The sequence below is a fragment of the Aquitalea sp. USM4 genome (assembly GCF_004328945.1).
GTDB lineage: Bacteria > Pseudomonadota > Gammaproteobacteria > Burkholderiales > Chromobacteriaceae > Aquitalea > Aquitalea pelogenes.
The window spans coordinates 1486343-1511235 of record NZ_CP029539.1; the positions used below are offsets into that span (position 1 = coordinate 1486343).

20 protein-coding genes are annotated in these 24893 nt (G+C 59.6%); 8 read left to right on the forward strand and 12 right to left on the reverse strand.

The features are described 5' to 3' along the window. Nucleotides 1-65 precede the first annotated feature (65 nt). Together DKK66_RS07065 and DKK66_RS07070 are read right to left on the reverse strand one after the other, a co-directional pair. Complete coding sequence (locus tag DKK66_RS07065) at nucleotides 66-812, reverse strand: PaeR7I family type II restriction endonuclease (RefSeq protein ID WP_131356617.1); 747 nt, start codon at nucleotides 810-812, stop codon at nucleotides 66-68. A gap of 1 nt (nucleotide 813) precedes the next feature. Continuing rightward, the gene (locus DKK66_RS07070) at nucleotides 814-2487 is read right to left on the reverse strand and encodes an Eco57I restriction-modification methylase domain-containing protein (protein WP_207389858.1); all 1674 of its coding nucleotides are present in this window, start codon (nucleotides 2485-2487) and stop codon (nucleotides 814-816) included. 729 nt (nucleotides 2488-3216) lie between these two features. Here DKK66_RS07070 and DKK66_RS07075 point away from each other — a divergent pair. After that, nucleotides 3217-3615 carry a hypothetical protein gene (locus DKK66_RS07075; RefSeq protein WP_131356623.1) on the forward strand — a complete coding sequence of 133 codons (399 nt, stop codon included), beginning with the start codon at nucleotides 3217-3219 and terminating at the stop codon, nucleotides 3613-3615. Nucleotides 3616-3656: 41 nt separating this feature from the next. Here DKK66_RS07075 and DKK66_RS07080 read toward each other — a convergent pair whose 3' ends face one another. Continuing rightward, nucleotides 3657-5303 carry a methyl-accepting chemotaxis protein gene (locus DKK66_RS07080; RefSeq protein WP_165494115.1) on the reverse strand — a complete coding sequence of 549 codons (1647 nt, stop codon included), beginning with the start codon at nucleotides 5301-5303 and terminating at the stop codon, nucleotides 3657-3659. Between the two features lie 418 nt (nucleotides 5304-5721). On the opposite strand from DKK66_RS07080, the gene DKK66_RS07085 reads away from it, so the two are divergent. After that, complete coding sequence (locus DKK66_RS07085; protein WP_131356629.1) at nucleotides 5722-6636, forward strand: glutaminase; 915 nt, start codon at nucleotides 5722-5724, stop codon at nucleotides 6634-6636. A gap of 69 nt (nucleotides 6637-6705) precedes the next feature. After that, nucleotides 6706-7554, forward strand: coding sequence for an alpha/beta hydrolase (locus DKK66_RS07090; protein WP_131356632.1), 849 nt, complete (start codon nucleotides 6706-6708; stop codon nucleotides 7552-7554). A gap of 46 nt (nucleotides 7555-7600) precedes the next feature. Here the strand turns inward: DKK66_RS07090 and DKK66_RS07095 are convergent, their stop codons facing one another. Further along, the gene (locus tag DKK66_RS07095) at nucleotides 7601-8704 is read right to left on the reverse strand and encodes an autotransporter outer membrane beta-barrel domain-containing protein (RefSeq protein WP_165494116.1); all 1104 of its coding nucleotides are present in this window, start codon (nucleotides 8702-8704) and stop codon (nucleotides 7601-7603) included. Between the two features lie 885 nt (nucleotides 8705-9589). On the opposite strand from DKK66_RS07095, the gene DKK66_RS20585 reads away from it, so the two are divergent. After that, complete coding sequence (locus DKK66_RS20585; protein WP_255434235.1) at nucleotides 9590-9715, forward strand: hypothetical protein; 126 nt, start codon at nucleotides 9590-9592, stop codon at nucleotides 9713-9715. A gap of 536 nt (nucleotides 9716-10251) precedes the next feature. Next, nucleotides 10252-11253, forward strand: a complete 1002-nt coding sequence (locus DKK66_RS07100) for a cytochrome-c peroxidase (protein ID WP_165494117.1) — start codon at nucleotides 10252-10254, stop codon at nucleotides 11251-11253. A gap of 79 nt (nucleotides 11254-11332) precedes the next feature. On the opposite strand, the gene DKK66_RS07105 is transcribed toward DKK66_RS07100, so the two are convergent. Beyond that, the gene (locus tag DKK66_RS07105; RefSeq protein WP_131356637.1) at nucleotides 11333-12463 is read right to left on the reverse strand and encodes a branched-chain amino acid ABC transporter substrate-binding protein; all 1131 of its coding nucleotides are present in this window, start codon (nucleotides 12461-12463) and stop codon (nucleotides 11333-11335) included. Nucleotides 12464-13018: 555 nt separating this feature from the next. Between DKK66_RS07105 and DKK66_RS07110 the strand changes: the two genes are divergently transcribed. Beyond that, the gene (locus DKK66_RS07110; protein ID WP_131356640.1) at nucleotides 13019-14635 is read left to right on the forward strand and encodes a methyl-accepting chemotaxis protein; all 1617 of its coding nucleotides are present in this window, start codon (nucleotides 13019-13021) and stop codon (nucleotides 14633-14635) included. 32 nt (nucleotides 14636-14667) lie between these two features. Here DKK66_RS07110 and DKK66_RS20130 read toward each other — a convergent pair whose 3' ends face one another. Continuing rightward, a complete protein-coding gene (locus tag DKK66_RS20130; protein WP_165494118.1) occupies nucleotides 14668-14835 on the reverse strand; it encodes a hypothetical protein in 168 nt (55 codons plus the stop codon). 415 nt (nucleotides 14836-15250) lie between these two features. Here DKK66_RS20130 and DKK66_RS07115 point away from each other — a divergent pair, with 415 nt between their 5' ends. Further along, entirely contained in the window at nucleotides 15251-16471 is a 1221-nt protein-coding gene (locus tag DKK66_RS07115) for a Zn-dependent hydrolase (RefSeq protein WP_131356642.1), read from the forward strand. Here the strand turns inward: DKK66_RS07115 and DKK66_RS07120 are convergent. From DKK66_RS07120 to DKK66_RS07140, 5 genes are all read right to left on the reverse strand, one after another. Continuing rightward, the gene (locus DKK66_RS07120; RefSeq protein ID WP_207389859.1) at nucleotides 16457-17677 is read right to left on the reverse strand and encodes a diguanylate cyclase; all 1221 of its coding nucleotides are present in this window, start codon (nucleotides 17675-17677) and stop codon (nucleotides 16457-16459) included. The genes DKK66_RS07115 and DKK66_RS07120 overlap by 15 nt on opposite strands. Nucleotides 17678-17794: 117 nt before the next feature. Next, nucleotides 17795-18139, reverse strand: a complete 345-nt coding sequence (locus tag DKK66_RS07125) for a cupin domain-containing protein (protein WP_131356645.1) — start codon at nucleotides 18137-18139, stop codon at nucleotides 17795-17797. Between the two features lie 196 nt (nucleotides 18140-18335). Then, a complete protein-coding gene (locus DKK66_RS07130; protein ID WP_131356647.1) occupies nucleotides 18336-19733 on the reverse strand; it encodes an FAD-binding oxidoreductase in 1398 nt (465 codons plus the stop codon). A 32-nt stretch (nucleotides 19734-19765) separates the two neighbouring features. Then, a complete protein-coding gene (locus DKK66_RS07135) occupies nucleotides 19766-20593 on the reverse strand; it encodes a nuclear transport factor 2 family protein (protein WP_131356649.1) in 828 nt (275 codons plus the stop codon). Nucleotides 20594-20675: 82 nt separating this feature from the next. Continuing rightward, nucleotides 20676-21611 (reverse strand): LysR family transcriptional regulator, encoded by a 936-nt coding sequence (locus DKK66_RS07140; RefSeq protein WP_131356652.1) that lies wholly within the window; start codon nucleotides 21609-21611, stop codon nucleotides 20676-20678. Between the two features lie 101 nt (nucleotides 21612-21712). On the opposite strand from DKK66_RS07140, the gene DKK66_RS07145 reads away from it, so the two are divergent. Continuing rightward, nucleotides 21713-23023, forward strand: coding sequence for a D-serine ammonia-lyase (locus DKK66_RS07145; RefSeq protein ID WP_207389860.1), 1311 nt, complete (start codon nucleotides 21713-21715; stop codon nucleotides 23021-23023). Here the strand turns inward: DKK66_RS07145 and DKK66_RS07150 are convergent. Then, nucleotides 23009-24787, reverse strand: coding sequence for an ABC transporter transmembrane domain-containing protein (locus tag DKK66_RS07150; RefSeq protein WP_045848415.1), 1779 nt, complete (start codon nucleotides 24785-24787; stop codon nucleotides 23009-23011). The genes DKK66_RS07145 and DKK66_RS07150 overlap by 15 nt on opposite strands. Nucleotides 24788-24893: the final 106 nt, after the last annotated feature.

The window sequence follows — 24893 nt, forward strand, 5'->3', positions numbered from 1 at the left end:
GCCAGCTGAGCCAGCTGAGCCAGCTGAGAACTTTATACTGGTTCAGAGCGATTCCATTACTAAATTTACGTTGACGGAGAGGTGCGTGCAGCCTCTGCCGCGATATGTCCAGCAAATGCCGTGACAAAATTTCCGAGCCCCGAGAGTGTTGACAATTCCGTATAGCTGCCTGTGTTCACTGCGCTCTGAGGCGTAGCCAGCAGGGCAGCGGCTGAGTAGAGCTGTTCACGGACCAGTTTTTGGCAGAGCAAGTCATATCGCCTGAGGTACGAAGCGCCCCGGAACTCCGGAAACACTGGAAAATGTGGCTCTTCATTTCGTACGGGAGCTTGCGACCCAGGCGCATCTTCAACGACCATCAACCAACCAAGAAAAGGCCGTGGTTCGTTACCCAGCGCCCCGTCGCGATAGGCGGTCCAGAGGCAATGAGCAGTGCCAATTGCCTCCTCGGTCCGGTTGTTGTAGTTATTGCCGAAACTACCTACCTGCGATTTGAATTCAATTGCAGCCACAAGGCGATGGCCGTTCACAACCAATAGATCCCACTGTTTGGTCGGTCTAAAGAAACCTGGCAATACAACCAGACCTTTATTGACGTGAACGTTGGCGTGATGAAGTCCGTTTGCTACGACCAGGTTGCGCATCAACGCAATAAAACCATCAAGGTTCTTACCTGCTGTTACTGCGCCTCGTGTGCCAGCATCGACATGACCAGATTCGACTTGGTTTCTCAAAGCAGCTTCGCGATTTCCCCAGAATACCATGATTGCTTCTTTAGCGTGTTCTTGATAATTCGCTAGGTCTAGTGCCATATTATCTTCCCCCTTTAATAGTTACTTGTTCTTGTGGCGATATTTTGTAAAGTTCGAACACCGCTTCATCACAAGAAGCTAAGTCAAGTGCCTTTGCTGCTCTGACTAGCCTTACTCGCAACTGATGCGGCACATCATCCCAACAAGGTAACCTAATCCGTCGAAGATACTGGGCTTGAAAACGGAGGAAGCCCCCCCTCATCTTGGTCGAATAGGTTTCGATAAAGAACCGAGTAAGGCTGGACAGCAGAACAGCTTGCAGTGCGTGTAGATCCCAATAGTCGGATACAATGTAATAAAGGTTATGATGCGGATATAGATTACCTTCTTCGTATACGACCTGTGCATCACCTTTGATATCAGGTATCAACAGCTTTGGCCGATTTGCAAGTACAGGTGTAATGCGGTCGATAGTTCGATACCAACGCGATGGATCTTTTTTCGCGACATGCCTTCCTGTTATGACTTTATGATTGGATTCAAGGTAGGCGCGAAGCTTAGGATAATCCTTGAGATTGACAAGCGCCCCGTCATCGGAGAAGGGATTGATGACCCCCAATCCGCGCCACTCAACATGCCCATTCCGAATATCTTTAGTCATCGCAAGTGGCAGCTTGCGACTTGGTTCGACGTTCAATTCATCCAACTTGCCGATGTAAATCTTATCCGCACCCGTCGCGACCCCAATGCCAACCTTACAACCGGTCTCTTCCAATGCAGGGAAGCACTGCTCAATGCGGCGAATGAGTTCGGTTGCTTCGGAGACCTGAAACAACCAGGGTTCATTACTATTTGTGACTGCATCAAGTTGATACACTGAAGACGGTAACGGATGCACTTCACCACGTAAGACCTTGGCCAATGAATGAAGAGCACTTTCGTCGGCTTGAGGGCGAGAAGCAACTAATGTCGGGCCGGGTTTTGCACGCGCAATAACCGTGATGGCAGGGTATGCAACCACGTCGCTTTGGAACGATGGAATATCCGTCATATCGACGTATGCCTGTAGGTGGTAGTCACGCGCAACCAAAGCACGAAGGGGGCCACCATATCTGTTCTTCATCCATCGATCTGTGCAAATAAAAGACAACTTGCCTCCTGTTTTGAGTAACTGAAGGCTTCGTTCAATAAATGGAATGTAGATGTCAGCACGATCGTAGATCGTCGCGTAGCGGAGCCGATACTCCGCAATCAGAGCGGCTGGTATTAGTTCCTGGCGCACATAGGGCGGGTTTCCGATCACGAAGTCAAACGTACAAGGTAGCCGGGTCAGCAGAAAGTCACCTTGCACAAGCCACTGTGCAACAAGCTTGTTTGCCTCGACAAGACTGACATCCCTTTCTCGGAGCAAATTAAGAACCCTTGTACGAGTCTGCTCAAAAGAATCAACGTGTAGTTCTACCGCACGAATACAGTGCTCAAGCGTAGGCTCTGCAACTCCCTTCTCACGGGCAACGTCTCTGGCCAACAGCAGACGCGAGATAGCAGCCAACAAAAACTCGCCGCCACCGAATGAAGGCTCCAGCAAAGATCGCTGATACAGGGTCTCCGATGGCAAGTAACCAACTAGGTCAAGAATAAACTCAACGATTTCTGGCCGCGTAAAGACGGCCCCACGTTCTTCAACTCCAGAGCCTATTGAGAGATCGTTAATAGCGTCGGTGACGTGGTCCATGCCTAGCAATGCAGGCTGATCGAGGAGTAATTGGGAGTAGACCATAGATTCCTTTGATGATAGTGCGCATTATCCCGGTTTGAAGGAATGTAGTCGACTCGACACCCCTCCGGTATGGAAGAGCACCTAACTTCGAAGAGTTAAAATCCAACACTCCACATCACTGAGGGTTGCTTCACCCAGCACCCTTCACAAAAAGCCCACCACGTCTGTACATGGTGGGCTTGTTCATACTTTTGCAGTCCTTGGTGGGAGCCGCTTTGGCACCGGTTTCCTGTTGTTGGTAACGCCTTTGCCATCTTGGGTGGCTGGTATGGGTTTGTCAGCCGCTTTTACGTCACATTCTTTCTCTGCCTTGCCGGACTGCGCGGGGCATTAATCCGCGAATCCATCGCCTTGCTCATTCACGCCGTGTCGTCTGGTCGGGTGTTGGCGTCCGGCTGGCTGCCTGCCTTGCTTCTGGCCCCCTTCCCGGCTGATAATCGCCCGGTGCCGTTCAATAGCGGCACCGGGATTGGCGTCCCGTTGGAATCTCGGGAACTGCGGCGTAAGCACAATGCGCTCCAGTTCTCACGCCATTGCTTTGCCCTTCGACGGCAGGCCTTGGCGGGAGTCTCCTTGGAGACGCCGGTTCCGAGATTCCGGTAACGCCAATCCTGCCATGTGCCTGCCACCCCCCGATTGGCGTCGGGAGCGTAGGCAAAAACCTTTATCTCGGAGGGTTTTGTCATGAGCAGTACACCACAACCACCGCCGTTCCCGTCGTCCCTGCCTGCTGATTTCCCGTCCCAGTCCGACCCGCAGTTTGCTTCTTTCATGAGCCAGATCAGCCTGCCGCTGGGCCGTTTGCATGCGTGTCTGGAATGCTTGCAGCAGGCGCTGGGGCCAGAGCCGGACCCATTGGCCGATGCCTGCATGCAGCGGGTGTGGCGGGTATGCCTGCAGTTGCAGGCGCGGCTGGACAAGGTGGAGGCCGACCTTAACGGCAGCCTGAAGCCGTTGACGTATTTGCTGGAAATGCTGGGGGATGAGCGCGGCGACGGCCTGTCGCGCGAGGATATGTACCGCATTCTGTCGCTCACCCATCAGCAGCTGCGCCGCGCCAGTACCGATTTGTACATGCGCTAGCGCCCGGGCAGCCAAGGCGGGGGGCCCTGGCTGCCTTTGCCTTACATCAGCGTGGTGTGGGCGGAGTTTAGGGTGTAGGTATCGACAATGCCCTTGAGCGCGCGGGAGAGCTGGTCCAGGTCTTGCGCCAGCTTGGCGGTGTCGGTGGCGGAGATGCTGCTGCGCTCGGCCATTTGCGCAATGCTTTCCACTTGCTGGGCAATATTGTTGGTGGCGACGCTTTGTTCCTGGATGGCGCTGGTGATTTCGCCCACCACATGGCTGGCTTGCTGGCTGCTGTGCTGGATGCGGTTGATGGCGTCGTTGGCGGTGGTGGTGTTGCTGACGCTGTGTTCCACCAGGCCTACTACGTCCTGCATGCCGCGCACGGCGGATTCGGCGCTTTGCCGCATGTTGACGATGGTGGAGGTGATTTCCTGGGTGGAGCTGGCGGTGCGTTCTGCCAGCTTGCGTACTTCGTCGGCCACCACGGCAAAGCCACGGCCTTGTTCGCCAGCGCGGGCGGCTTCGATAGCGGCGTTGAGCGCCAGCAGGTTGGTCTGGTCGGCCACGTCCTTGATGACTTGAATCACGCTTTCGATGTCTTGCGTTCTGGTTTCCAGGTCGTGAATCAGGGTTTCGGCATTGTGGATGTTGGCGGCAATATTGCGGATGCCGGTGGCGGCGTCGTTGATGACGGTAACGCCGTCGCTGGCCAGCTTGCCGGATTCCACGGTCATGCTGTTGGCTTCGGAGGCGCGGTCGGCCACGTGATTCACGCTGACGGTCATCTGCTCTACCGTGGCGGCCACATTGGCCGAGGCGCTGCTTTGCTGGCTGGCGGCGCTGGCCACCTGGCTGGCGTTTTGCGACAGGGAGTCGGACACGCTGGCAATGGACAGTGCGCCACGGTTGATTTCGTTAAGGCTGTCTTGCAGGCGGGTCAGCAGTTTGTTCATGGCATCGGCCACCTTGCCCAGCTCGTCATCGCGGGTGACCTTGATACGCGGGGTGAAGTCCAGCTTGCCGGTAACGTGGTCGATAAAGTCGCCCAGCCGGTTCAGGCGGTTACGCAGGTTGCGGATGGTGATGCTGCCAAACACCAGGCTGAACACAATGGCCAGCGCGCTGATGGCAATCTGGGTGATCAGCAGGCTCTGGTAGGCTTGCTTGTTTTTTTCACGCAGCACATCGCCCAGCTTCCAGTTGTAGTCCAGATGCTTTAGCAGCTGGTTTTCCAGCGTGCTGGCGCTTTGGCGGAAATCGCCGCCATCGGCAAAGCTGGCTTGTACGGCGGCGCTATTGCCGGCGGCGGCGGCACTCAGCAGCTTGCGGGTGCTGCTGATGTAGGTATCAAACATTTGCCGGTCCTGCTTCACCATGGCCAGGTCGGTGTCGTCGGAAATGTAGTTTTTCTCGTAGTCATTCAACAGCGACGTCACCCGTGCCACGGCGTCGTTCAGCTTGCTTTCTGCCTGCGCCCGGCCTTCCGGGGTGGTGAAAATCAGGTAGTCACGTGCCTGCACGCGGATTTTCTGGGTCAGTATATTGGCTTCACTCAGCGCCTTTACGCTGGGTGCGGTGTTGTCCTGATAGTACTCAAAGCGGTCTTGCGCACCATTCAAGCCATAAATGCCAACAAAACTGAGGGAAACAATGGCCGCGAACAATACAGCCAGCAGAAGCGATATACGCTGAGAAATTGACATGGTGCCTCCAAGCGACGGAATCAAGGCCGGGGGCAGGCGGCAGTCCATCAGCAGCTGATGCATGCTGCCGCTGTCCCGGATTATTTTTATGATTGTTTATGACAGAAAATTTATTTTGGCATTTTCTGTAAATTGAATACCTGACAGATATCAATACATGCCGCCCCAAACGGCATACGCGGCAATAACATGTGTAAATACATGTCAGAACATTGCCGCCTGCATTAATACCCGAAATGCATCCTTTGAAGACTATCACGCCATTGTGGCAATACAAGGTGTTTTATCAAACAAGGGCCACGGTTAAAGCTGCCATTCTCCCGGGCTGCCGCAGCGCAGCACCTAAAGCGCTGGAATTGGCGGCTTTGTTTCCAGTACATTAACTGCCCCGCTTAAACGCCACACAGGATGCTGCCGGATGGATTACCAAACAGTTCTGGATGACATTTACCGCGACATTGCCCGCTGGCGCGGGAGCGGTACGGTGGCAGGCTATATTCCGGAGCTGGCACGGGTGCCGGTGGACAAGTTCGGCATGGCGGTGGTGACGGTGGATGGCCGCTGCTTTACCGTGGGGGACGCCTGGGAGCGCTTTTCCATTCAAAGCATTTCCAAGCTGTTTGCCTGCGTGATGGCGTTTCGCCTGCTGGGCGATGATTTGTGGCAACGGGTGGGGCGCGAGCCGTCCGGCACAGCGTTCAATTCGCTGGTGCAGCTGGAAACCGAACAGGGCAAGCCGCGTAACCCGTTTATCAATGCCGGGGCGCTGGTGGTAACCGACGTGCTGGCGCAGCGTTTTGTGCGGGCGGACACGGCGGTGCTGGAGTTTATCCGGCGGCTGATTGGCCAGGCGGACCTCAACTACGATTCGCGGGTGGCGCAGTCGGAAATGGCGCATGCCAACCGCAACCGGGCGATAGCCCATTTCATGGCCAGCTTCGGCAATATGCAGATGAACCCGGAACAGGTGGTGGAAGCCTATTGCCGCCAGTGCGCCATCACCATGAGCTGTGTGGAACTGGCGCAGGCGGCCTTGTTTCTGGCCAATGGCGGGGTGGTGCCGCTCACCGGCGAGCGCATTCTGGATGTCAGTGCCAACAAGCGGCTGTCCGCGCTGATGCTGACCTGCGGCACTTACGATGCCGCCGGGGATTTTGTCTTCCGCGTGGGCCTGCCCGCCAAAAGCGGGGTGGGCGGCGGCATTGTGGCGGTGCTGCCGGGCGAGCTGGCGCTGTGCGTGTGGTCGCCGGGGCTGGACGCCAACGGCAACTCGCTGGCCGGGGTGCAGGCGCTGGAGCTGTTTACCACTTATACCGGGCGATCGCTGTTTTAATGAGGCTGGCATACCGGGGGCGATTGCCCAGGCGGTATAGTGTGGCTTTCTTTGGTTCCGGTGCCCGCCATGTTGTCCACTGTGCTGCGTAGTGTCCTGTTGTGTAGCGTGCTGCTGCTGTCCGCCTGTGCCCAGCTGCCGGATGGAGCAAGCCGCCTGGCGCACTCGCAGCAGTTGCTGCAGGCCAGTGGCTGGCAAGGACAATTTCTGCAGGCCGGGGACTTCCGTCTGTTCAGTGCCGGCCCGGTCGCGCAGATAGCAGGCAATCAGCCCATTACGGTTTATCTGGAAGGCGATGGCCTGGCCTGGCTCAATAGCGACACCCCGTCAGACGACCCAACCCCACTGCGGCCCACAGGCTTGCAACTGGCCTTGCAGCAGCCCGATGGCGTGGCCGTCTATCTGGCACGGCCATGCCAGTACGCGCAGCCCATGCCCGCACAATGCCAGCAGCGCTGGTGGACCTCTGAACGCTTTGCCGAGCCGGTGGTGGCCGCGCTGGACCAGGCGCTGGATCAACTCAAGCAGCAATACGGTGCCGGGCAAATCAATCTGGTGGGGTATTCCGGCGGTGCTGCGCTCGCCCTGTTGCTGGCCGAGCGGCGTAGCGATGTTCAGCTGCTGATAGGCGTGGCGGGTAATGTGGACCCGGCAGGCTGGATCAGACTGCACGGCCTGTCACCGTTGCAAGGCTCGCTGGACCCGCAACAAGGCTTGCAACATCTGCGCGCCCGCCATGTATGGCTGTTTAGCGGTGAGCAAGACGAAAACATTCCGCCAACACTGGCCGCAGGCGTGGCAGAACGCCTGACAGCGCAGCTGCCGGTAAGCCTGCGCACAGTGCCGGGGTTTACCCATCAATGCTGCTGGGCAGAGGCCTGGCCTGCGCTGTGGCGGGAGGCTGCGGGACAGAAGTAATAAAAAAAGGCCCTTGCGGGCCTTTTTCATTGCACCTGTGCTGCGCTCAGAAAGGCATGTTCAGGTTCAGCGATACGGTTTGGCCCAGGTAGCTCTGGCGGTATTCCAGATCGTAACGGCCGGTGATTTCCAGACCGTTCTTGGTTTTGTAGGCCAGGCCCAGTGCGCCACGACCCAGCCACGGGCTGGGGTTGATGCCGGTAGTGGTGAAGGCTGCCGTCGGTGCGCCTGCATAGGCGGAGGTGATGGCGTTCTGCTTGCTCATGGCGTCATAGCCCACACCAATACTGGTGCTGAGGGTGAGCTTGTCGTTGAGCTTGCTGACCAGCTTGCCGTCCACGCCAAATACCAGTGCTTCGGTATTTTGCGTGCCCACGTTCAGGTTGAGCGAACCGGCACCGCTTTCCTGATAACCATCAGCGCGAATGCGGGTGTAATCCACGCGCACGGACGGAATCAGGCTGTTATTTTCACTCAGCGCGTAACTGCGCGACAGGCTGAGGCCGGTGTGAACCGTCCAGCTGTCGTAGTTGGCCTTGGCCACGTTGCTGGCGAAAGAAAGCGTGCGGCTGCTTTCGTTCTTGTTCTGACCGATGTCAGCCTGGAAATCCAGCGCAGTACGTTCGTTCAGGTCGTAAGAGCCATAGCCGATCAGCTGGTAGCTATCCACATTCAGGCTTTGCGGGGCGCTGGCATTGCTGTCCACATCACTGCGGGCATAGCTGAAAGCGGCACCCAGGCGCAGCTTGCTGTTGAGCTTGCCATCCACACCGCCAGCCAGGCCAAAGATGTTGGCCTTGTAGCCGCTTACACCATCGGTATCGGCCTGGTCGGCACGTGAGCCGAAGGGCTTCAGCCAAACATTCTTGTCGGTGTAGAAGGTGTCACCGGAGGATTGACCACGCTGGGTATTCAAACGACCGACAATGACCTGATTGACCGCAGTGGATGCCGCCTGAACTGCCTGGCTCGCGGCACCGGTCAGTACCGGCAGGGTCTGGCTGACTGCACTGGATTGCTGCTGTGCCGTGCTCAGGCCGCTGAAGCGGGATTGCAGCGCGCTGTTGGCATCCAGTACACGGGCGGCGTTGATGCCGGGGTTGTTGTGCTGGTCCTGAGCGGAGCTGGTCAGTGTCAGGTCCGGCTGCATGCTGACCAGGTAGGCATAATAGTAAGGATTAGCGACTCCCGGACAGTTTGTTGGACAATGTACAACAGTAGAACCATTCCAATAATCAATACTTACAACGGTACTATTGAGTGCATAACCAAAAAGTGCGCCAAAACTGGAATAGCTACCCTGATAGCCGCCAGCATTGCCCCGAACCAGACCGGCCAGGGCATTACCAAGTGTGCTATTTCCCCACCACGGCTGTGCGATCAGCGTTGCCGAGTTGGCGTTGTATGTCAGATTCTGTGACGTAATGGTGTAGCGGTATCCGCCATAAGCTACTGTCACCGTTGGCGGTACGTAAGGTGTAGCCTGAACAGCCGCAGAGAAGCCAAACAGCATGATGCTGAGTGCGCAGATTTTTTGTTTCATCATAATCCCCACTATATTTTATTTTACCTTGAATGACTGTTAACAATATCTAACTTATTGTTACCAAATCACACATGGTCAAATCTTACTGGCAAATTGTGTAGTTGACATAAAAATCAGATGCCATATGGCTTATAGCAGGCTGACTGGGGAAATTTGTATCCCAAATGCATCGTCAGGCGGTGATGTCTTGGTACCTGCCCTATCTGGCATGGACATACAGCCCATGACTAGCCAGCAGCAGCCTCCAGCTTGAACTTTTGCCACGAATTGGGCATGCCCGCTCCCCCCACGCATGGATTTGCCATTGCCAGCAATGCCATACGGTTATTTTCATAATTTAACAGCCATTCCCCCGTTCAATAGCTTGTAGTGGCCGGATTTAACATTTATTGTCTGCTGGCAATTTATGTCAAGAGTTGTCAAACCATGTATTTTTCCAGGCAAGGTGCCATGTCCAAATTACTGCCACGTTCTATGGTTGGGGAAACCATGCTGAAAAAAGCTGGCCAGTACGTCTTGCATTGCCTTGATGCCATCATCGAAAAAATCTGCTGCATCAGCGGTTTGTGCCTGCTGATTGGCCTGGCTCTGGGTTTTATCTTCTTTGCCAAATAAGGGCTGACTTGCCCAGCCACCCACACGTGGCCTTTCTGGTTCACTTTGGGCCACACCTCAAACGCTCCGTCATGCATCCGCCCTGCAGGCCTTCCGCCAGCGCCAGGCCTGCCCGCCATAACGCCACACAGCAAGCCAGCTGCGGTTTGTGCATTGCCTTTTTCCCTGCGTCTTAATCTCCCATTCGCCTACTGATATTTTTTGGCTATCAAGGGCATTTAAAATATCAATTCGTTCAGCATGGTTTTCAATTGCGCTGTTTGATCTGCGACAAATCTGCCGGTTTCAATCTACCGCATTGTATCTGCCATTAAAAACCTTATTCATTACAAGGTTTTAATCCCACCTTTTGTTTATTGAAATTTTGATGGCCACGCAGCCAGGGGGAAATATTGCCTATTATTTTGTGCAGGCATTTTATTCAGGAAAAATCCCTTGCCAGAAAAGGCTTTGCGCAATGGCGCTGGCTTGCATTCAGGTTTAACGCTATTCAGGGCTGATTAAAACAAGCATTTTTAACGCAGATGGAGCAAACCATGAAATCTCTCCGTTATTTCAGCATGCTGTTGCCGCTATTCACCGCCACAGCAGTTCATGCCGCTGCAGCAATTCAAAGCGAGCCAATTCAACCTATTCCCAAAGCCGTGATTAAAAACCCGGCCATGGTGGAATTGGGCAAGAAACTGTTTTTTGAGCCGCGCCTGTCCAAGTCTGGTTTTATTTCTTGTAATTCCTGTCACAACCTGTCCACCGGCGGCAGTGACAATCTCAGCTCCTCGATTGGCGACCATTGGCAGCAAGGGCCTATCCGTTCCCCTTCGGTGCTGAATTCCAGCATGAATGTGGCGCAGTTCTGGGATGGCCGCGCCAAGTCCTTGCAGGAGCAGGCCAGCGGCCCGATTGCCAACCCCAAAGAAATGGCCTCCAACCATGTGCTGGCGCTGGATGTGTTGCGCTCCATGCCGGCTTATGTGAATGAGTTCAAGCAGGTGTTTGGCCGCAAGCAAATCACCATGCAGGAGGTGACGCAGGCGATTGCCGCATTTGAAGAAACCCTGGTGACGCCGGATTCGCGCTTTGACCAGTGGCTGAAGGGCAACAAGAAGGCGCTGAACACGCAGGAGCTGCGCGGCTATCAAACCTTCAAGACCGCTGGCTGCGTGGCCTGCCACAACGGCCCGGCGGTGGGTGGCAATTCCTTCCAGAAGATGGGCCTGGTGTCGCCGTACCAAACCAGCAACCCGGCGCAGGGCCGAGCCGGGGTAACCGGCAAGGATGCCGACCGCATGCTGTTCAAGGTGCCTTCGCTGCGTAACGTGGCCTTGCGCGCGCCTTACTTCCACGATGCCGGAGCGCCCACGCTGGAGGCGGCGGTGTCCACCATGGGCCAGCTGCAGCTGGGGCGGCAGTTCAGCCAGCAGGAAGTTGGCGATATCGTGGCCTTCCTGCATACGCTGACCGGCAAGCAGCCGCAGGTTGTGCTGCCCATCCTGCCCGCTTCCAGCAATAACACGCCACGCCCCACGCCCTTCAACTGAAGCCGCTTGTTGCTGTAGTAGTGAAAAAAGCCCGCTTGATGCGGGCTTTTGGTTTACTGCATGGCGTACATTGAGTGACTCAGGGCAGGGCAATCAGCTGACCGTTGCGGAAGGCATATACACTGATGGGGGAGTTTTTCAGGTCGTGCTTGTCGTCAAATTCGTAGCTGCCTGCCACTCCACTGTATTTGATGCCTGCCAGTGCCGGCTTGTACTTTTTCGGGTCGATGGAGTTGGCTTTCTGCATGGCTTTGGCCAGCAGGAACACGCCATCGTACATGGAGGCGGCATAGGTGAGCGGGTCGGTATTGAAGCGCTTCTTGTAGGCTGCCTTGAAGGTTTTGCCGCTGCTGCTCTGGTCCAGCACCGGGCCGCCTTGCGGGCAGTAAACCTTGTCGTCCACCGCCTTGCCACCCAGCTTGATCATTTCTTCATTACAGATACCGTCGCCACCCAGCAGGTAGTTGTCCATGCCCAACTGGGCCATCTGTTTGCGTAAGGGGCCGCCCTGGGCATGGTAGCCGGCATAGAATACGCCATCCACTCTCAGGCCTTTGATTTTGGTGAGAATGCCGGTGAATTCGGTGGCCTTGTCGGTGGTGAATTCACGGGCGGCGATCTGGATGCCATTAGCCTTGGCAGCCTTTTCAAATTCGTCGGCCAGGCCCTGGCCATATGCCGTGCGGTCGTCGATCACGGCAAATTTTTTCACCTTGAGGTTTTTCGCGGCAAAGGCGGCCATGCGGGTGCCGGACTGGCTGTCGGTGTTGCCGATGCGGAATACATAGGGATAGCCGTTGAGCGTGACCTTGGGGTTGGACGCCACGGTGGCCATGACGATCTGGGCGTCATTCAGCAGTTTGGAAATGGGAATAGCCACGCCGGAGTTGTACGGCCCCAGCACGGCATTGACATTGGCATCGACAAAGCGCTGGGCCACGGTCATGCCGGTGCGCGGGTCGGCACTGTCGTCTTCCGACATTAATTCAAAGCGGGTTTTCTTGCCCGCAATGATCAGGCCCTGTGCATTGACGATATCCAGTGCCATGCGGGCACCATTTTCATCATCCTTGCCGGTGGCGGCTTGCGGGCCGCTCAAGGGCCCGGTCAGGCCGATCTTGACCACCTGTTCGTCTGCCGCGTGGGCAGTGGCGGACAGCATGCCGGCGACGGCCAGCACCATACAGGCTGGGCGCAGTTGTTGAGTCATGGACACGGTGTTCTCCTGATTCTGGGCGATTGGATGGGGAATATGACAGGGTATGGCCGCCCTGCTGCTGCATGCAGTGTTATCCATGGTTGTCAGCATGGTTTTGCCATGTGCGACTGCAACAATTCTGCAAACGACCCGGCGGACAACGCCTGGCTCAAAACCATTTATCTCCCCGGTTTGGCCATGATGGAACGATGCTCGCGGGCAAAACATGCCAATGTAGTACAAAAAGGTATGCTGCTGGAAGCCGTGGCAAACCGGACTGGCTGTGCCAGGTAAATATTTAAAAAATCTGATATTAAACAATTGCAGTAGTAAACCGGCGATGCAGAATAAGCGTTCTGTTATAGTCATGGCGGGACAGTTCCACCGCTTTGGCATGCATGCCACAGTTGCCGGCCATGCTACTTGCATTAATTTCATCTGCAACGCACATGGCATAAAGTAAGTTTTTCTGGCTACTAGTAACGACGCTAAAAGCTTTTAGTATTGCGTGTCGAGTTGTGCATTATCTGAAGCGGCAGTGAAACATCATTCATTTCGGGGTTCACCATGACGATTACCAAAAAATTGTTGCTGACTTTAGCCATTGCCCTGGCCTGCATGTTGCTGGTGGGAGGCTATGCCATCAAGGAGCTGCATGCCGCCCAGCAGCGCTTTGCCTATGTACAGGGCGAAACGCTGCCCAATCTGCGCGTGATGCAAAGCACCTTGCGTGCCGTGGCCGACATCCGGGCCAATACCCTGCGCCATGTGCTGGCCAATAGCGCCGAGCAGAAAGCAACGGCGGAAAAGAATCTGGCAGATGCCGACCAGCGCTTTGACAAGCAGATGAACGATTACCACATCAATGAGAGGGCCAGCGCCGAAGACCGCCAGTTGCTGGAGGCGGAAAAAACCATGATGACGCAATACCGCGAGGGGCGTAGCCGCATCCTGGCACTGTCGCGCAGCAACCAGACCGAGCAGGCTTCCGCCCTCATCAACGGTGACTTTTCCAGCACCGCCGTGCAGTTGATGGAAGCGGTGCAAGCCCATTCCAAATTCAATTACCAGCAGGCGGACCAGCTGGCTGCGGACAACGACCACACCTTCAATCAGGTGCTGACCGTGGCCATCACCCTGATGGTGCTGGCCGTGGTACTCACCAGCGTGCTGGCCACCTTGCTGTACCGCAATATCCGCAACGGGCTGAGCAATATTGAAAACACCATCGAGCAGGTCAGCAGCAAGCAGGATTTCCGCCTGCGCGCCAAGGCAGACAGCCAGGATGAAATCGGCCGTACCGCCAGTGCCTTCAACCGCCTGCTGGAAAGCCTGCAAGGGGCCATGCGCCAGCTGGGTGATGGTTCGCGCCAGGTAAAGCATGCGGCGCAGGAGCTGTCACAAACTGCGGGTGAGGTGTCCATGGCTGCCGGTGCGCAAAGCGAAGCATCAGCCAATATTGCCGCCACCATCGAGCAGATGACGGTCAGCATCAACCACGTTGCCGCGCAGTCGGTGGAGCAAAGCGCTGGTGCCAAATCGTCCCAGGAGCTGGTGGTGGAAAGCAGCAGCATCATCGAACAGACCATCCGCGACATTCACCAGATTTCGCAGGTGGTGACGGTGTCTGCCGGCAGCATTCATGAAATGGAAACCCATAGCGGCGAGGTGGCCACGGTCATCAACGTGATTCGCGACATTGCCGACCAGACCAATCTGCTGGCGCTCAATGCCGCCATCGAGGCCGCACGCGCTGGCGAACAAGGCCGCGGCTTTGCAGTGGTGGCCGACGAAGTGCGCAAGCTGGCGGAGCGCACCACCAAATCCACCCAGGAAATTTCCTCCACCATTGAAGCCATGCTGGGCAATGCCAGCCATGCCACCATGCAAATGCAAAAGGCAGAGGAGCTGGTGAAGGTGGGCGTCACCCGTGCCGACCAGGCAGCAGATGCGATGCGCCGTATCGGCCAACTGGCTGGGTCCGCCGTGCAGGGTAGCGATGCAGTAGCCGCCGCCATTCAGCAGCAGGGCGAGGCCAGCAATAATATTGCCGCCATGGTGGAGCGCACGGCCCAGGCATCGGAAGAAGCCAGCGCCGCCGCGCAGAACACCGCGCAAAGTGCGGCACAGCTGGACCAGCTGGCCCGCATGCAGGCAGATATCCTGGCGCGTTATCAGGTATAGGGTGCCTGACACAGGCCTGGCACCGCAGGGAGTCAGGCCTTGGTATTGATCATCGAACCCAGGGTGCCACCCTGGTTTTTAGGCTGATCGTCCGCCGGGCTGGTGGCGGCCGGAGTGGCAGGCGGGGTCTGGCGATTGGTGCTATTGGTTTTGGGGGCATAGCTGTTGTAATTGCTGACCGGGGAAATCGGCATGGCCATGGTGTGCTCCTGATAAACGGTAAATGGTGGCGATGGCTGCTGCCTTTGCAATTTTGATGCCAGCGTTATTTCTGCAAATTTATTCTTTATAATCAGTTCTTTACATTTCTTTACGCCCATTTTTTCCGCCTGCTGGCAATCTTTGCCGCCCGGCGGCATGTCCTTGCCAAACCAGTGCCGGGTGCGCAGCAGGCCTGCGCCCACCGCAAGCTTCCGGCAGCATAACCAGACAAGTCCGCAATACATTCCAGCATCAGTGATGGAACTGTCCCTGCCACCCTGCTGTGATAGCAGGCTCTACCCTGAAGCGCGTCCTGCCTGTTGCCGTAGTTAGCCGCTGTCCATCGGCGGCACGCCCACGGCCGCAGCGCAAGACGCGCGCAGAACCTTGCCCGCTTTCGACAGGAGATCCGCCATGCTGCATGTCAACGGCCCGCGCTTATGGGACAGCCTGATGACCATGGCAACGATAGGTGCCACTGCCAATGGCGGTGTGCAGCGGCTGGCCTTGTCGGCCGAGGACTTTGCCGCGCGTGCCCAGCTTGCCGACTGGTGTCATCAGGCGGGAATGAGCGTGGATAGCGATGCCATCGGCAATCTGTTTGCCCGGCGCGAAGGGCGGAACCCGCAGGCGGCACCGGTGGTGATGGGCAGCCATCTGGACAGCCCGCCAGACGGTGGGCGGTTTGATGGCAGCGTGGGCGTACTGGCCGCGCTGGAGGTGGTCCGCAGCCTGAACGATGCCTGCATGACCACCGAAAGGCCGCTGGAGATTGTGGTGTGGACCAATCAGCAAGGCAGCCGCTTTGCACCGGCCATGCTGGGTTCCGCCGTGTTTGCCGGTCTGCTGCCACTGGCCAGCGCCCAGGTGGTGGAGGACATGTACGGCGTCAGCCTGGGTACCGCCCTGTCCGGCCATAGTGGCAGCCTGCCGCTGGGGCGGGCGCTGGATGCCTATTTCGAACTGCATATCGAGCAAGGGCCCATTCTGGAACAGGCCGGGCTGGACATTGGCGTGGTCACCGGCAGCCAGGCCATTTGCTGGCTGGATGCCACGCTGGAGGGGCAGGCCGCCCATGCCGGCACCACCCCCATGGCCTTGCGCAAGGATGCACTGTTTGCCGCGGCGTCCATGGTGTGCCAGCTGGAACGGCTGGCGACGGACTTTCAACCCGGCGGCATGGTGACAGTGGGGCAATTGCAGATTGCGCGGGCAGCACGCAACAGCGTACCCGGCCAGTTAAGCTTCAGCATCGACCTGCGTCACCCGGACGAAGACAGCATGCATGCGCTGCGCAGCTGCTGTAGCGAAAGCCTGCATGCCATTGCCCGGGCGCGCGGTATCGGGCTTACCCTGCGCCAGCGCTGGTACAGCCCGGCGGTGCATTTTGATGACAGCTGTGTGGCAGCCTTGCGTGAGGCTGGCAGGCAGTGGGGCTACCGCCAGCAGGACATGGTGAGCGGTGCCGGTCACGATGCCATTCATCTGGCTGCGCAATGCCCCAGCGCCATGCTGTTCATTCCCTGCCATCAGGGCATCAGCCACCACGAAGCGGAAAACGTCAGCCCGGAAGCGGTGAACCGGGGGGCCAATGTGCTGCTGCACGCCGTGTTGCAGCGTTCAAACCGGGATTGATTCGGCCTGCCAGGCCTCGGAGGTGTCGGCCAGTTGCGCCTGATTGCGCCCCAGCTGCTTGGCGCGGTACAGCATGCGGTCGCAGCAGGCCAGCAGGTCGCTCGCCTGTTGCAAGCCGGCAATGCTGGACACGGCGGCACCCAGGCTGATGGTGAGATGCTGCAAACCATCCGGCCGGTACTGGTGGGTCACTTCCAGTGCTGCCACCTGTTGCAACAGCCGCTGGGCAATGTGCTGTAGCTCATCCTGGCTACCGCTTTGCAGCAGGATGGCAAACTCCTCGCCACCATAGCGGAAGGCGCGGGCCTGACCGCTGCGCAGGCAGCTGACCATGGCGCTGGCCACATCGGCCAGGATATGGTCGCCCGCCTGGTGGCCGTAGTGGTCGTTATACGGTTTGAAATAATCAATATCCACCAGCAGCAGGGCAAAGGGGCGGCCATGCTGGCGCATTTGCAGCCAGAACTCCTCCAGCTGCACATCAAAGGCCCGGCGATTGCCCACCCGGGTGAGCGCATCGGTGGAGGCCAGCGTGTGCAGGCGCTGGTTGAGCAAGGACAGTTCGTGCTTGCGCCGCCGCTGTTCCTGCGCGGCATAAAACGCCAGCCGCACGCTGGTGGTCGTGTTCCAGCTCATGAACAGGCAAAACAGCAGCACCGGCAGATACACCAGCGAGAACACCAGCAGCGGCTTGCTGTTGTGTGGATTCATCAGCGCCACATTACTGATGATGGCCAGCGAAATGGCCAGCGAGCTGACCACCGCGCCCTTGAACGACACCCGTACGCCCAGGTTGGCAAACACGATGAAAATGAGCGAGGCATACAGAAAGGTGGGCACGTCCGGCGAGTGGCTGCGCTTGAGCAGCTCGAACCAGGCCAGGGTGGCAATCAGGTCGTGCACCGGCATCAGCTGGTCCATCAGCAGCACATTGCGGCTGCGGCCGAACACCAGCCAGATATTGAACAGCGCAATCAGCAGCAGCACGCTGCGCACCAGCAGGGAAGCGGACGCCATGTCCGGAATCAGCAGCGCATCGGCCAGCACATAGGAAAAGAAAGCGAAGGCCGCAACAATATTGGTCAGCAGCAAAAAGGGGCGGTGCTGACGCTGGATGTAATGCTCGAACTCCGGCCACAGGGCAGCGGGAATACGCACCCGCCAGCGGATACGCATGGCGGCAAGCAGGTTGGCAACGACACTCATGGCGGCAACTTGTGCTGCCAGGCGGCAGCCAGCAAAAGACAGCACCCAGTTTAGGACAAGCCTCCTGCCCCGTCTAGGCAGTCGTCATGACAGCTGAAAGGTGCGCAGCCCTAGCCGTCAGTCCGGTAACAGTACATAGGTTTTGCGCACCGTTTCGCTGACTTCCCACACCCCGCTGCTATTGGCCGGGAAGTACAGGGCATCGCCAGCGGCAATGTCAATTGGGCTGCCCTCATCTGGAATGAAGCGGCAGCGCCCCTGCACAAAATGGCAGAACTCGGCCTGCATGATCTGCCGCCGCCAGCGTCCCGGCGTGCACTCCCACACCCCGGCTTCCACCCCGTCCGGCCGTTCCACGGCATGTACCGCCACGGTGGACAGCGGCTCGCTCAGTGGCACGGCCACCGGGGTGGGGGTGGATAAAATGGTGTGCTGGCTGTCCGGCAAATGGGTAATCGACATGGTGTGCTCCGGTGGTAGATAGGGAAATCGATAAAACGGGCTTAGACCCGCTCACAAAACCCCCGATTCTGCGTTGCGCCGACTTGCCGTACTCACTGTACTGTCTTCGTCGGCGCGCCTTGACTCGGGTGCTCTACGAGGTATTGTTAGCGGCTCTTAGCGCGGCTGACAAAATAGCCTGGCGTCCCTGCGGCGCTTACTGCATCAGCCCTTCCATACAGCTGGCCACGCGCATGGCCAGGTGGCGTCGCCACGGTGCGCTGGACGGATTGTTCAGCGTGCGGTCTTCACGCACAAAGCTGTTGATGATGGCGTTGTAGCCCAGCCAGCGCAATGGCTCAGGTTCCCAGCGGCTAAGGCTGCCGGGCTGGCGCACCCAGGGCTGGCGGGTAAGCAGGCTGTCGCGCCCCAGCATCAGGTCGGCCAGGGTGCGGCCCGCCAGATTGCTGGCCCCCACGCCTTCGCCACCATAGCCACCGGCCCAGGCCAGGCCCTGGCTGGCATCACACACCATATGCGGCTGAAAGCGCCGCGCCACGCCCAGATTGCCACCCCAGCCATGGCTGATGCCCGCCTTGTCCAGCATGGGGAACAGCTCCACCATCAACTGGCGGCGCAGGGCGATTTCGTCTGTGGTCAGGGTAAAGTCCTGGCGCAGCTTGCCACCAAAGCGGTAACCACCACGGGCACCGAATACCAGCCGGTTGTCGCGGGTGCGCTGGCCATAGCTGACCTGGCGGCTGTTTTCGCTGAAGGCTTCGCCGTGACGCAGGCCAATTTCCTCCCACAGCGCGTCGGACAAGGGTTCGGTGGCGATGATCAGGCTTTGTACCGGCAACTGGTATTGGCCGAAGGGTGGCAGTGTGGCGGCATAGCCTTCCACCGCCGGTACCAGCCAGCGCGCCTGCACCCGGCCTTGCGCGGTGTGCAGTACGCCGGGCTGCCAGTGGGTGACGCGGGATTGCTCGTAAATCTGCACACCCAGCCGCTCTACACAGTCCGCCAGGCCACGTACCAGCCGGGCGGGCTGAATGGTGGCCACATGCGGCGAATACACAGCGCCATACGGGGTGGCCAGCCGCAGTTGCTGGTTCAGCTGGGCGACATCCAGCCAGCGGTAATCGTCCTCGCCATGGCCGTGGGCACGCCAGTCCGCCAGTTGCTGGCGCAGCCGGGCTTCCTGTTCCGGGTAGCGCGCGGCGCAATACAGCACGCCGCCCTTGCGGTAATGGCAATCAATGCCTTCGCGGGCGATCACCCGGCCCACTTCATCCGGAATGTCGTGCAGCAGGGCGCGGCTGTGGGCGCGAGCTTCCGGGTTCAGCCCGGCCAGCAAGCGGTCCTCGCCCAGCACTTCGCCAATCACCCAGCCACCATTGCGGCCGGAGGCGCCAAAGCCGGCAATCTCAGCTTCCAGCACCACCACGCGCAGCGCCGGCAGTTGCTGCTTCAGGTAATAGGCAGTCCACAGCCCGGTATAACCGGCCCCGACAATGGCCACATCGGCTTCGATATCGCCAGCAAGCGCCGGGCGCGGTGACAGGCTGTCACCCAGTTGTTCCATCCACAGGCTGATAGGGGGGCTGGCGGCCATCGTCGGTTCTCCCGTTATTGATGGCGCCTAGCTTATGCAGCGGGGTCGGCGCCTGTCGTCGCTGCGTGCCCGCGCGGAAATCGGCGCAGCCAGGCCGCGGGTGACAGGCCGGTATGCTGGCGGAAGCAGCGGTAGAACACCGACAGCGAGTTGAAACCGGCGGCAAAGGCCAGTTCGTCCATGCGTATCTTGCCGCTGGCGGGCAGGTGGTCCAGCACATGCTGTAGCCGCGCCTGGTTCACATAGCCGTAAAAGCTTTGCCCCAGCACCTGGTTGAGCAGATAGGACAGCTGGTTGCGGCTGTAACCGGTGGCCGCCGCCACGGCGGCCAGATTGCAGTCGGCCTGCAGATAGGGCCGGGCCTGCCGGAAATAGCCATGCAGTTCATCCGCCATGCGTCCCAGCTGGCGTGCCGACAGGCCCAGCTTTTGCAAGGGCTGCTGGCTGGCCGGGCGGCCTTGTCCCTGCGGCCCTTGTTGCAGAGTGGCGTATTCGCGCACCTGCCAGATCAGCCCGTCACGCACGGTGATGGCCTCGCTGCTGTGAAAGCACACCAGCCCCTTGCCGCCTTGCAGCACCAGCTGGTACTGGATGAAGGCGGTATCGCCATCCACCCGGATGCGGTCGATATGTTCCAGCCGCTCCGCCTCACCCTGCGGCAGGGAGGACAACACGTAATCGCGCAGCTGGCCGTGGTGGAATACCCGGTTTTGCAGGAAGTCGTGATAGGCAATGTCGGGATGGTACAGCGCCAGGATGTCCTCCAGCCGCCGCTGCTTCCACGCCAGGTGATAGCGCAGCACCACCTGATGGGTGGCGGGCAGAAAACCCTGACTGTCCGGTGTTGATGGCTGCTTCATGATGGCGGGTGGTGAAAACAGGAAAAATCAATGTAGTGCAAAGCGCGGTGGCGGGCCAGTTTTACCCTGCCCGTCTCCCCGTTCACACCCCCAGCAGCTGCTGGCGCTGACGCACAAACTGCTGGCAGGCCTGCTGCAGCCACTGGCTGAACAGCTGTACCCGGCGGTCTTCCGGGTGCAGGCAGCGCAACACATAACGTGCGGGTGCGGCCACCGTGGCAGGGAGTACCTGTTGCAAGCGCCCTTGCTGCAGCAGTTCCAGCACCTGGGCGGCACGCGCCATGGCCACGCCCTGCCCCTGACAGGCTGCCGCCAGCGACAGGCTGGCCAGATTGTATTCCCGCTCCTGCCATGGCGCGGGGGCAAAGCGGAATTCCTCTGCCGCGCCTTGCTGCCAGCAGTCCCATTCGGCAAATGGCGGCGCGCCATCCCAGGCGGCGCTGTCATGCAGGCGCGTCAGTGAGCTGCCGGTGTGGGCAGGGTCGGGATGGGCAGAGAGCCAGTCCGGGCTGGCCACCGGCAGCAGCACTTCATCCAGCAGGGGAATACCGGGCAGATCGGCCATCTCGTCCGGGTCGTAGCGGATGCTGATATCCACTCCGCCAGCCAGCATGTCCTGCCGGCTCATGCGCTGGAATTCGGCGCGCAAGCGAACCTGAATGGCCGGGTATTGCTGCTGGAAGGCGCTCAGGCGCGGCATCAGCCAGTCCAGCGCAAAGGACGGTGCACAGCTGATTTGCACTACGCTGTCCTGCTCCGCCAACTGCTGCAAAGTGGCGTCGATGTCTTGCAAGGCGCTGCTGACGGTGCGGTGGAGCGTCTGGCCCTGGGTGGTGAGTTGCAGGCGGCGGTGCTGACGCACGAACAGCGGGTAGCCCAGCCGTTGTTCCAGCTGGCGGATTTGCTGGCTGACCGCGCTCTGGGTCAGGTGCAGCTGACCGGCAGCGGCGGTGAAGCTGAGCAGGCGGGCCGCCACGTCAAAACAACGCAGGTGGGCCAGGATGGAAGCATCCAGCATTGGCATAAGCTCCACTAATGGATTCAGCAGCAAGTATCGCTGTTTTTTGGCAGCAGTGGCGCTCTAGAATGCAGTCTGCACATTCACCTGGAAGACACGCCATGCCCGCCACCCTGCCTGCCAGCCTATTAGCTGCCCTACAGTCAAAGCAAGCCCTGCTGTGGCTGAACCCCCGCTTGGGCAGCACCCTGCCTGCCAACGCCCCCACGGCGGAACAGGTGGGTGCGGCGGCGGCGCGGTTGCAGCGCAGTGCCGGTCTGCTGGCCATGCTGTTTCCCGAGCTGGCCGCCACACAGGGGCAGATCGAATCCGCCTTGCACGATGCCAGCGCGCTGTACGCCCTGCCGGAATACCACGGCGTGCAGGGGCGGTGCTGGCTGAAGGGTGACCATGCGCTGCCGGTGGCCGGTTCCATCAAGGCGCGTGGCGGTTTTCACGAGGTGCTGGCCCATGCCGAGGCGCTGGCCTTGCAGCACGGCGTAATACAGCCGGAGGACGACCGCCGCCTGCTGGCAGGGGCAGCGGCGCGCAGCTTGTTTGCCAGCCACCGGGTGGTGGTGGGCAGCACCGGCAATCTGGGCCTGAGCATCGGCATCATGGCAGCGGCGCTGGGCTTTCAGGCCGTGGTGCATATGTCGGTGGAGGCCAAGGAATGGAAAAAGGCGCGGCTGCGCCAGCGTGGGGTGACGGTGGTGGAACATGCCGGTGACTATGCCGCCGCCGTGGCGGCGGGCCGTGCCACTGCCGAGGCCGACCCGAACAGTTATTTTGTTGATGACGAACACTCGCTGCCGCTGCTGCTGGGCTATGCCGCCGCGGCGGCTCCACTGGCCGCACAGCTGGCGGCGCAGGGCGCAGTGGTGGATGCGGCCCACCCGCTGTTTGTCTACCTGCCTTGCGGGGTGGGTGGCGCGCCGGGCGGCATCGCCCATGGCCTGAAGCTGTTGTTCGGCCCGCATGTACATTGTTTTTTTGCCGAACCGGTGGCCTCGCCCTGCATGCTGGTGCAACTGGCCAGTGGTGGCGATGCGCCGCTCTCGGTGTACGACATCGGCCTGGATAACCGCACCGAGGCCGACGGGCTGGCGGTAGGCCTGGCTTCGCCCTTGGTGGCACCCCTGATGCGGGCCGAATTGAGCGGGGTGTTTACCGTTGGTGATGACGATCTGTTCCGCCTGCGTTTGCAGGTGGAGGACAACTGCCAGCTGGCGCTGGAGCCATCCGCTGCAGCGGCGGTGCGTGGCCCCGACTGGCTATGCAATAGCACGGCCGGGCAGGCTTATCTGGCAGCGCACGGCCTGCAACAGCAGCTGGCAGGGGCCAGCCATGTGGTGTGGACCACTGGCGGCGCGCTGGTTCCGGCAGAGGAACACCAGCGCTTCCGCCAGCGAGGCCTGTCACTCGCCGGCTGAAGCGGCAGCAAACTGCAGGGCCGCCAGCCGCGCATACAAGGGCGAGCTGTGCAGCAGTTCCTCATGCCGCCCCTGCGCCACGATGCGCCCGCCTTCCAGCACCACGATGCGGTCGGCCTCTTTCACCGTGGCCAACCGGTGGGCAATCACCAGCGTGGTGCGGTTGGCGGCGGCACGCTCCAGCGCGCCTTGCACCAGCTGTTCGGATTCGGCATCCAGCGCGCTGGTGGCTTCGTCCAGCAGCAGGATGGGCGGGTTTTTCAGGATGGCGCGGGCAATGGCAATACGCTGGCGCTGGCCACCGGACAGGCGCACGCCGCGCTCGCCCAGATAAGTGGCATAGCCTTGCGGCAGGGCCTGGATGAAGTCGTGCGCCGCCGCCGCGCGGGCCGCGGCGTAGACTTCTTCATCCGTGGCATCCGGCCTGCCGTAGCGGATGTTCTCCAGCGCGCTGCTGCCAAAAATCACCGAATCCTGCAGCACCACGCCAATGTGCTGGCGCAAATCGGCCAGCGCCAGTTGGCGGATGTCGATGCCGCCCAGGGAAATCTGCCCCTGTTGCGGGTCGTAAAAACGCAGCAACAGCTGGAACAGCGTGGACTTGCCCGCACCGGACGGCCCAACCAGCGCCACGTGCTCGCCGGGAGCCAGTTCCAGATCAATCTGGCTGAGCGAGGGCTGTTCCGGCCGGGAGGGGTAGGCAAAGCTGACCTGCTGCAAACGCAGCCGACCTGCCGTCGGCAAGGCGTGCGGGTGCTGTGGTTCGGTGACGGGAGAGGCCAGTTGCAGCAGCTCCATCAGCCGCTCGGTAGCCCCGGCGGCGCGTTGCACATCGCCCCATACCTCGGCCACCGCACCAATTGCTCCGGCAGTCACCACCGCGTACAGGATGAACTGCGCCAGCAGGCCGCCGCTCATCTGCCCGGCCAGCACTTGCTGCGCGCCCAGCCACAGCACGAACACGATGGCACCGAAGATCAGCATGATCACCGCCACCGTCAGCAGCGAACGGGCGCGGATGCGCGCCAGCGCGGTGGCAAAGCTCAGCTCCACCGAGCCGACAAAGCGGCTGGCTTCCGCCGCCTGCTGGTTGAAGGCCTGCACGGTGGGAATGGCGTTCAGTACCTCACCAGCCATGGCGCTGGAATCGGCAATGCGGTCCTGACTGGATTTGGACAGCGCCCGCACACGGCGGCCAAACAGCACGATGGGCAGCACTACCAGCAACAGCGTCACCAGAATGTAGCCGGTGAGGCTGGGGCTGGTCATGGCCAGCATCACCAGCCCGCCCAGCATCAGCAGCACATTGCGCAGGCCCATGGACAGGCTGGTGCCGATTACCGTCTGCACCAGCGTGGTGTCGGTGGTGAGGCGCGACAACACTTCGCCGGTCTGGGTGGTTTCGAAATACTGCGGGCTCATGCTGATGACGTGGCGGTACACCGCGCTGCGCACGTCCGCTGTCACCCTCTCGCCCAGCCAGGACACCAGGTAAAAACGCCCGGCGGTGGCCAGCGCCAGCACCACGGCCACGCCAAACAGCATCAGGAAATACTGGTTGATGTGACCGGCATTACGGCTGGAAAAACCCTGGTCGATCAGCACGCGGAAGGCCATGGGCAACACCAGCGTGGAGACGGCGGCCACGGTGAGCGCCAGCAGGGCCAGCCAGGCGCGATGACGGTAGGGACGCAGAAAGGGCAGCAGCCCCAGCAAGGGGCTGATGCGTTGCAATAGCGGACGGGCAGGTGGTGTGGCAGACATGGGCAGACCCGGTGAAAACAAGGCTGTCAGGCTACACCATGCCACCGGCTACGGCCATTCGGGCAGGTCTGCGCCTGCTGCTGACAACGGCGCAATGCAGCAGCAC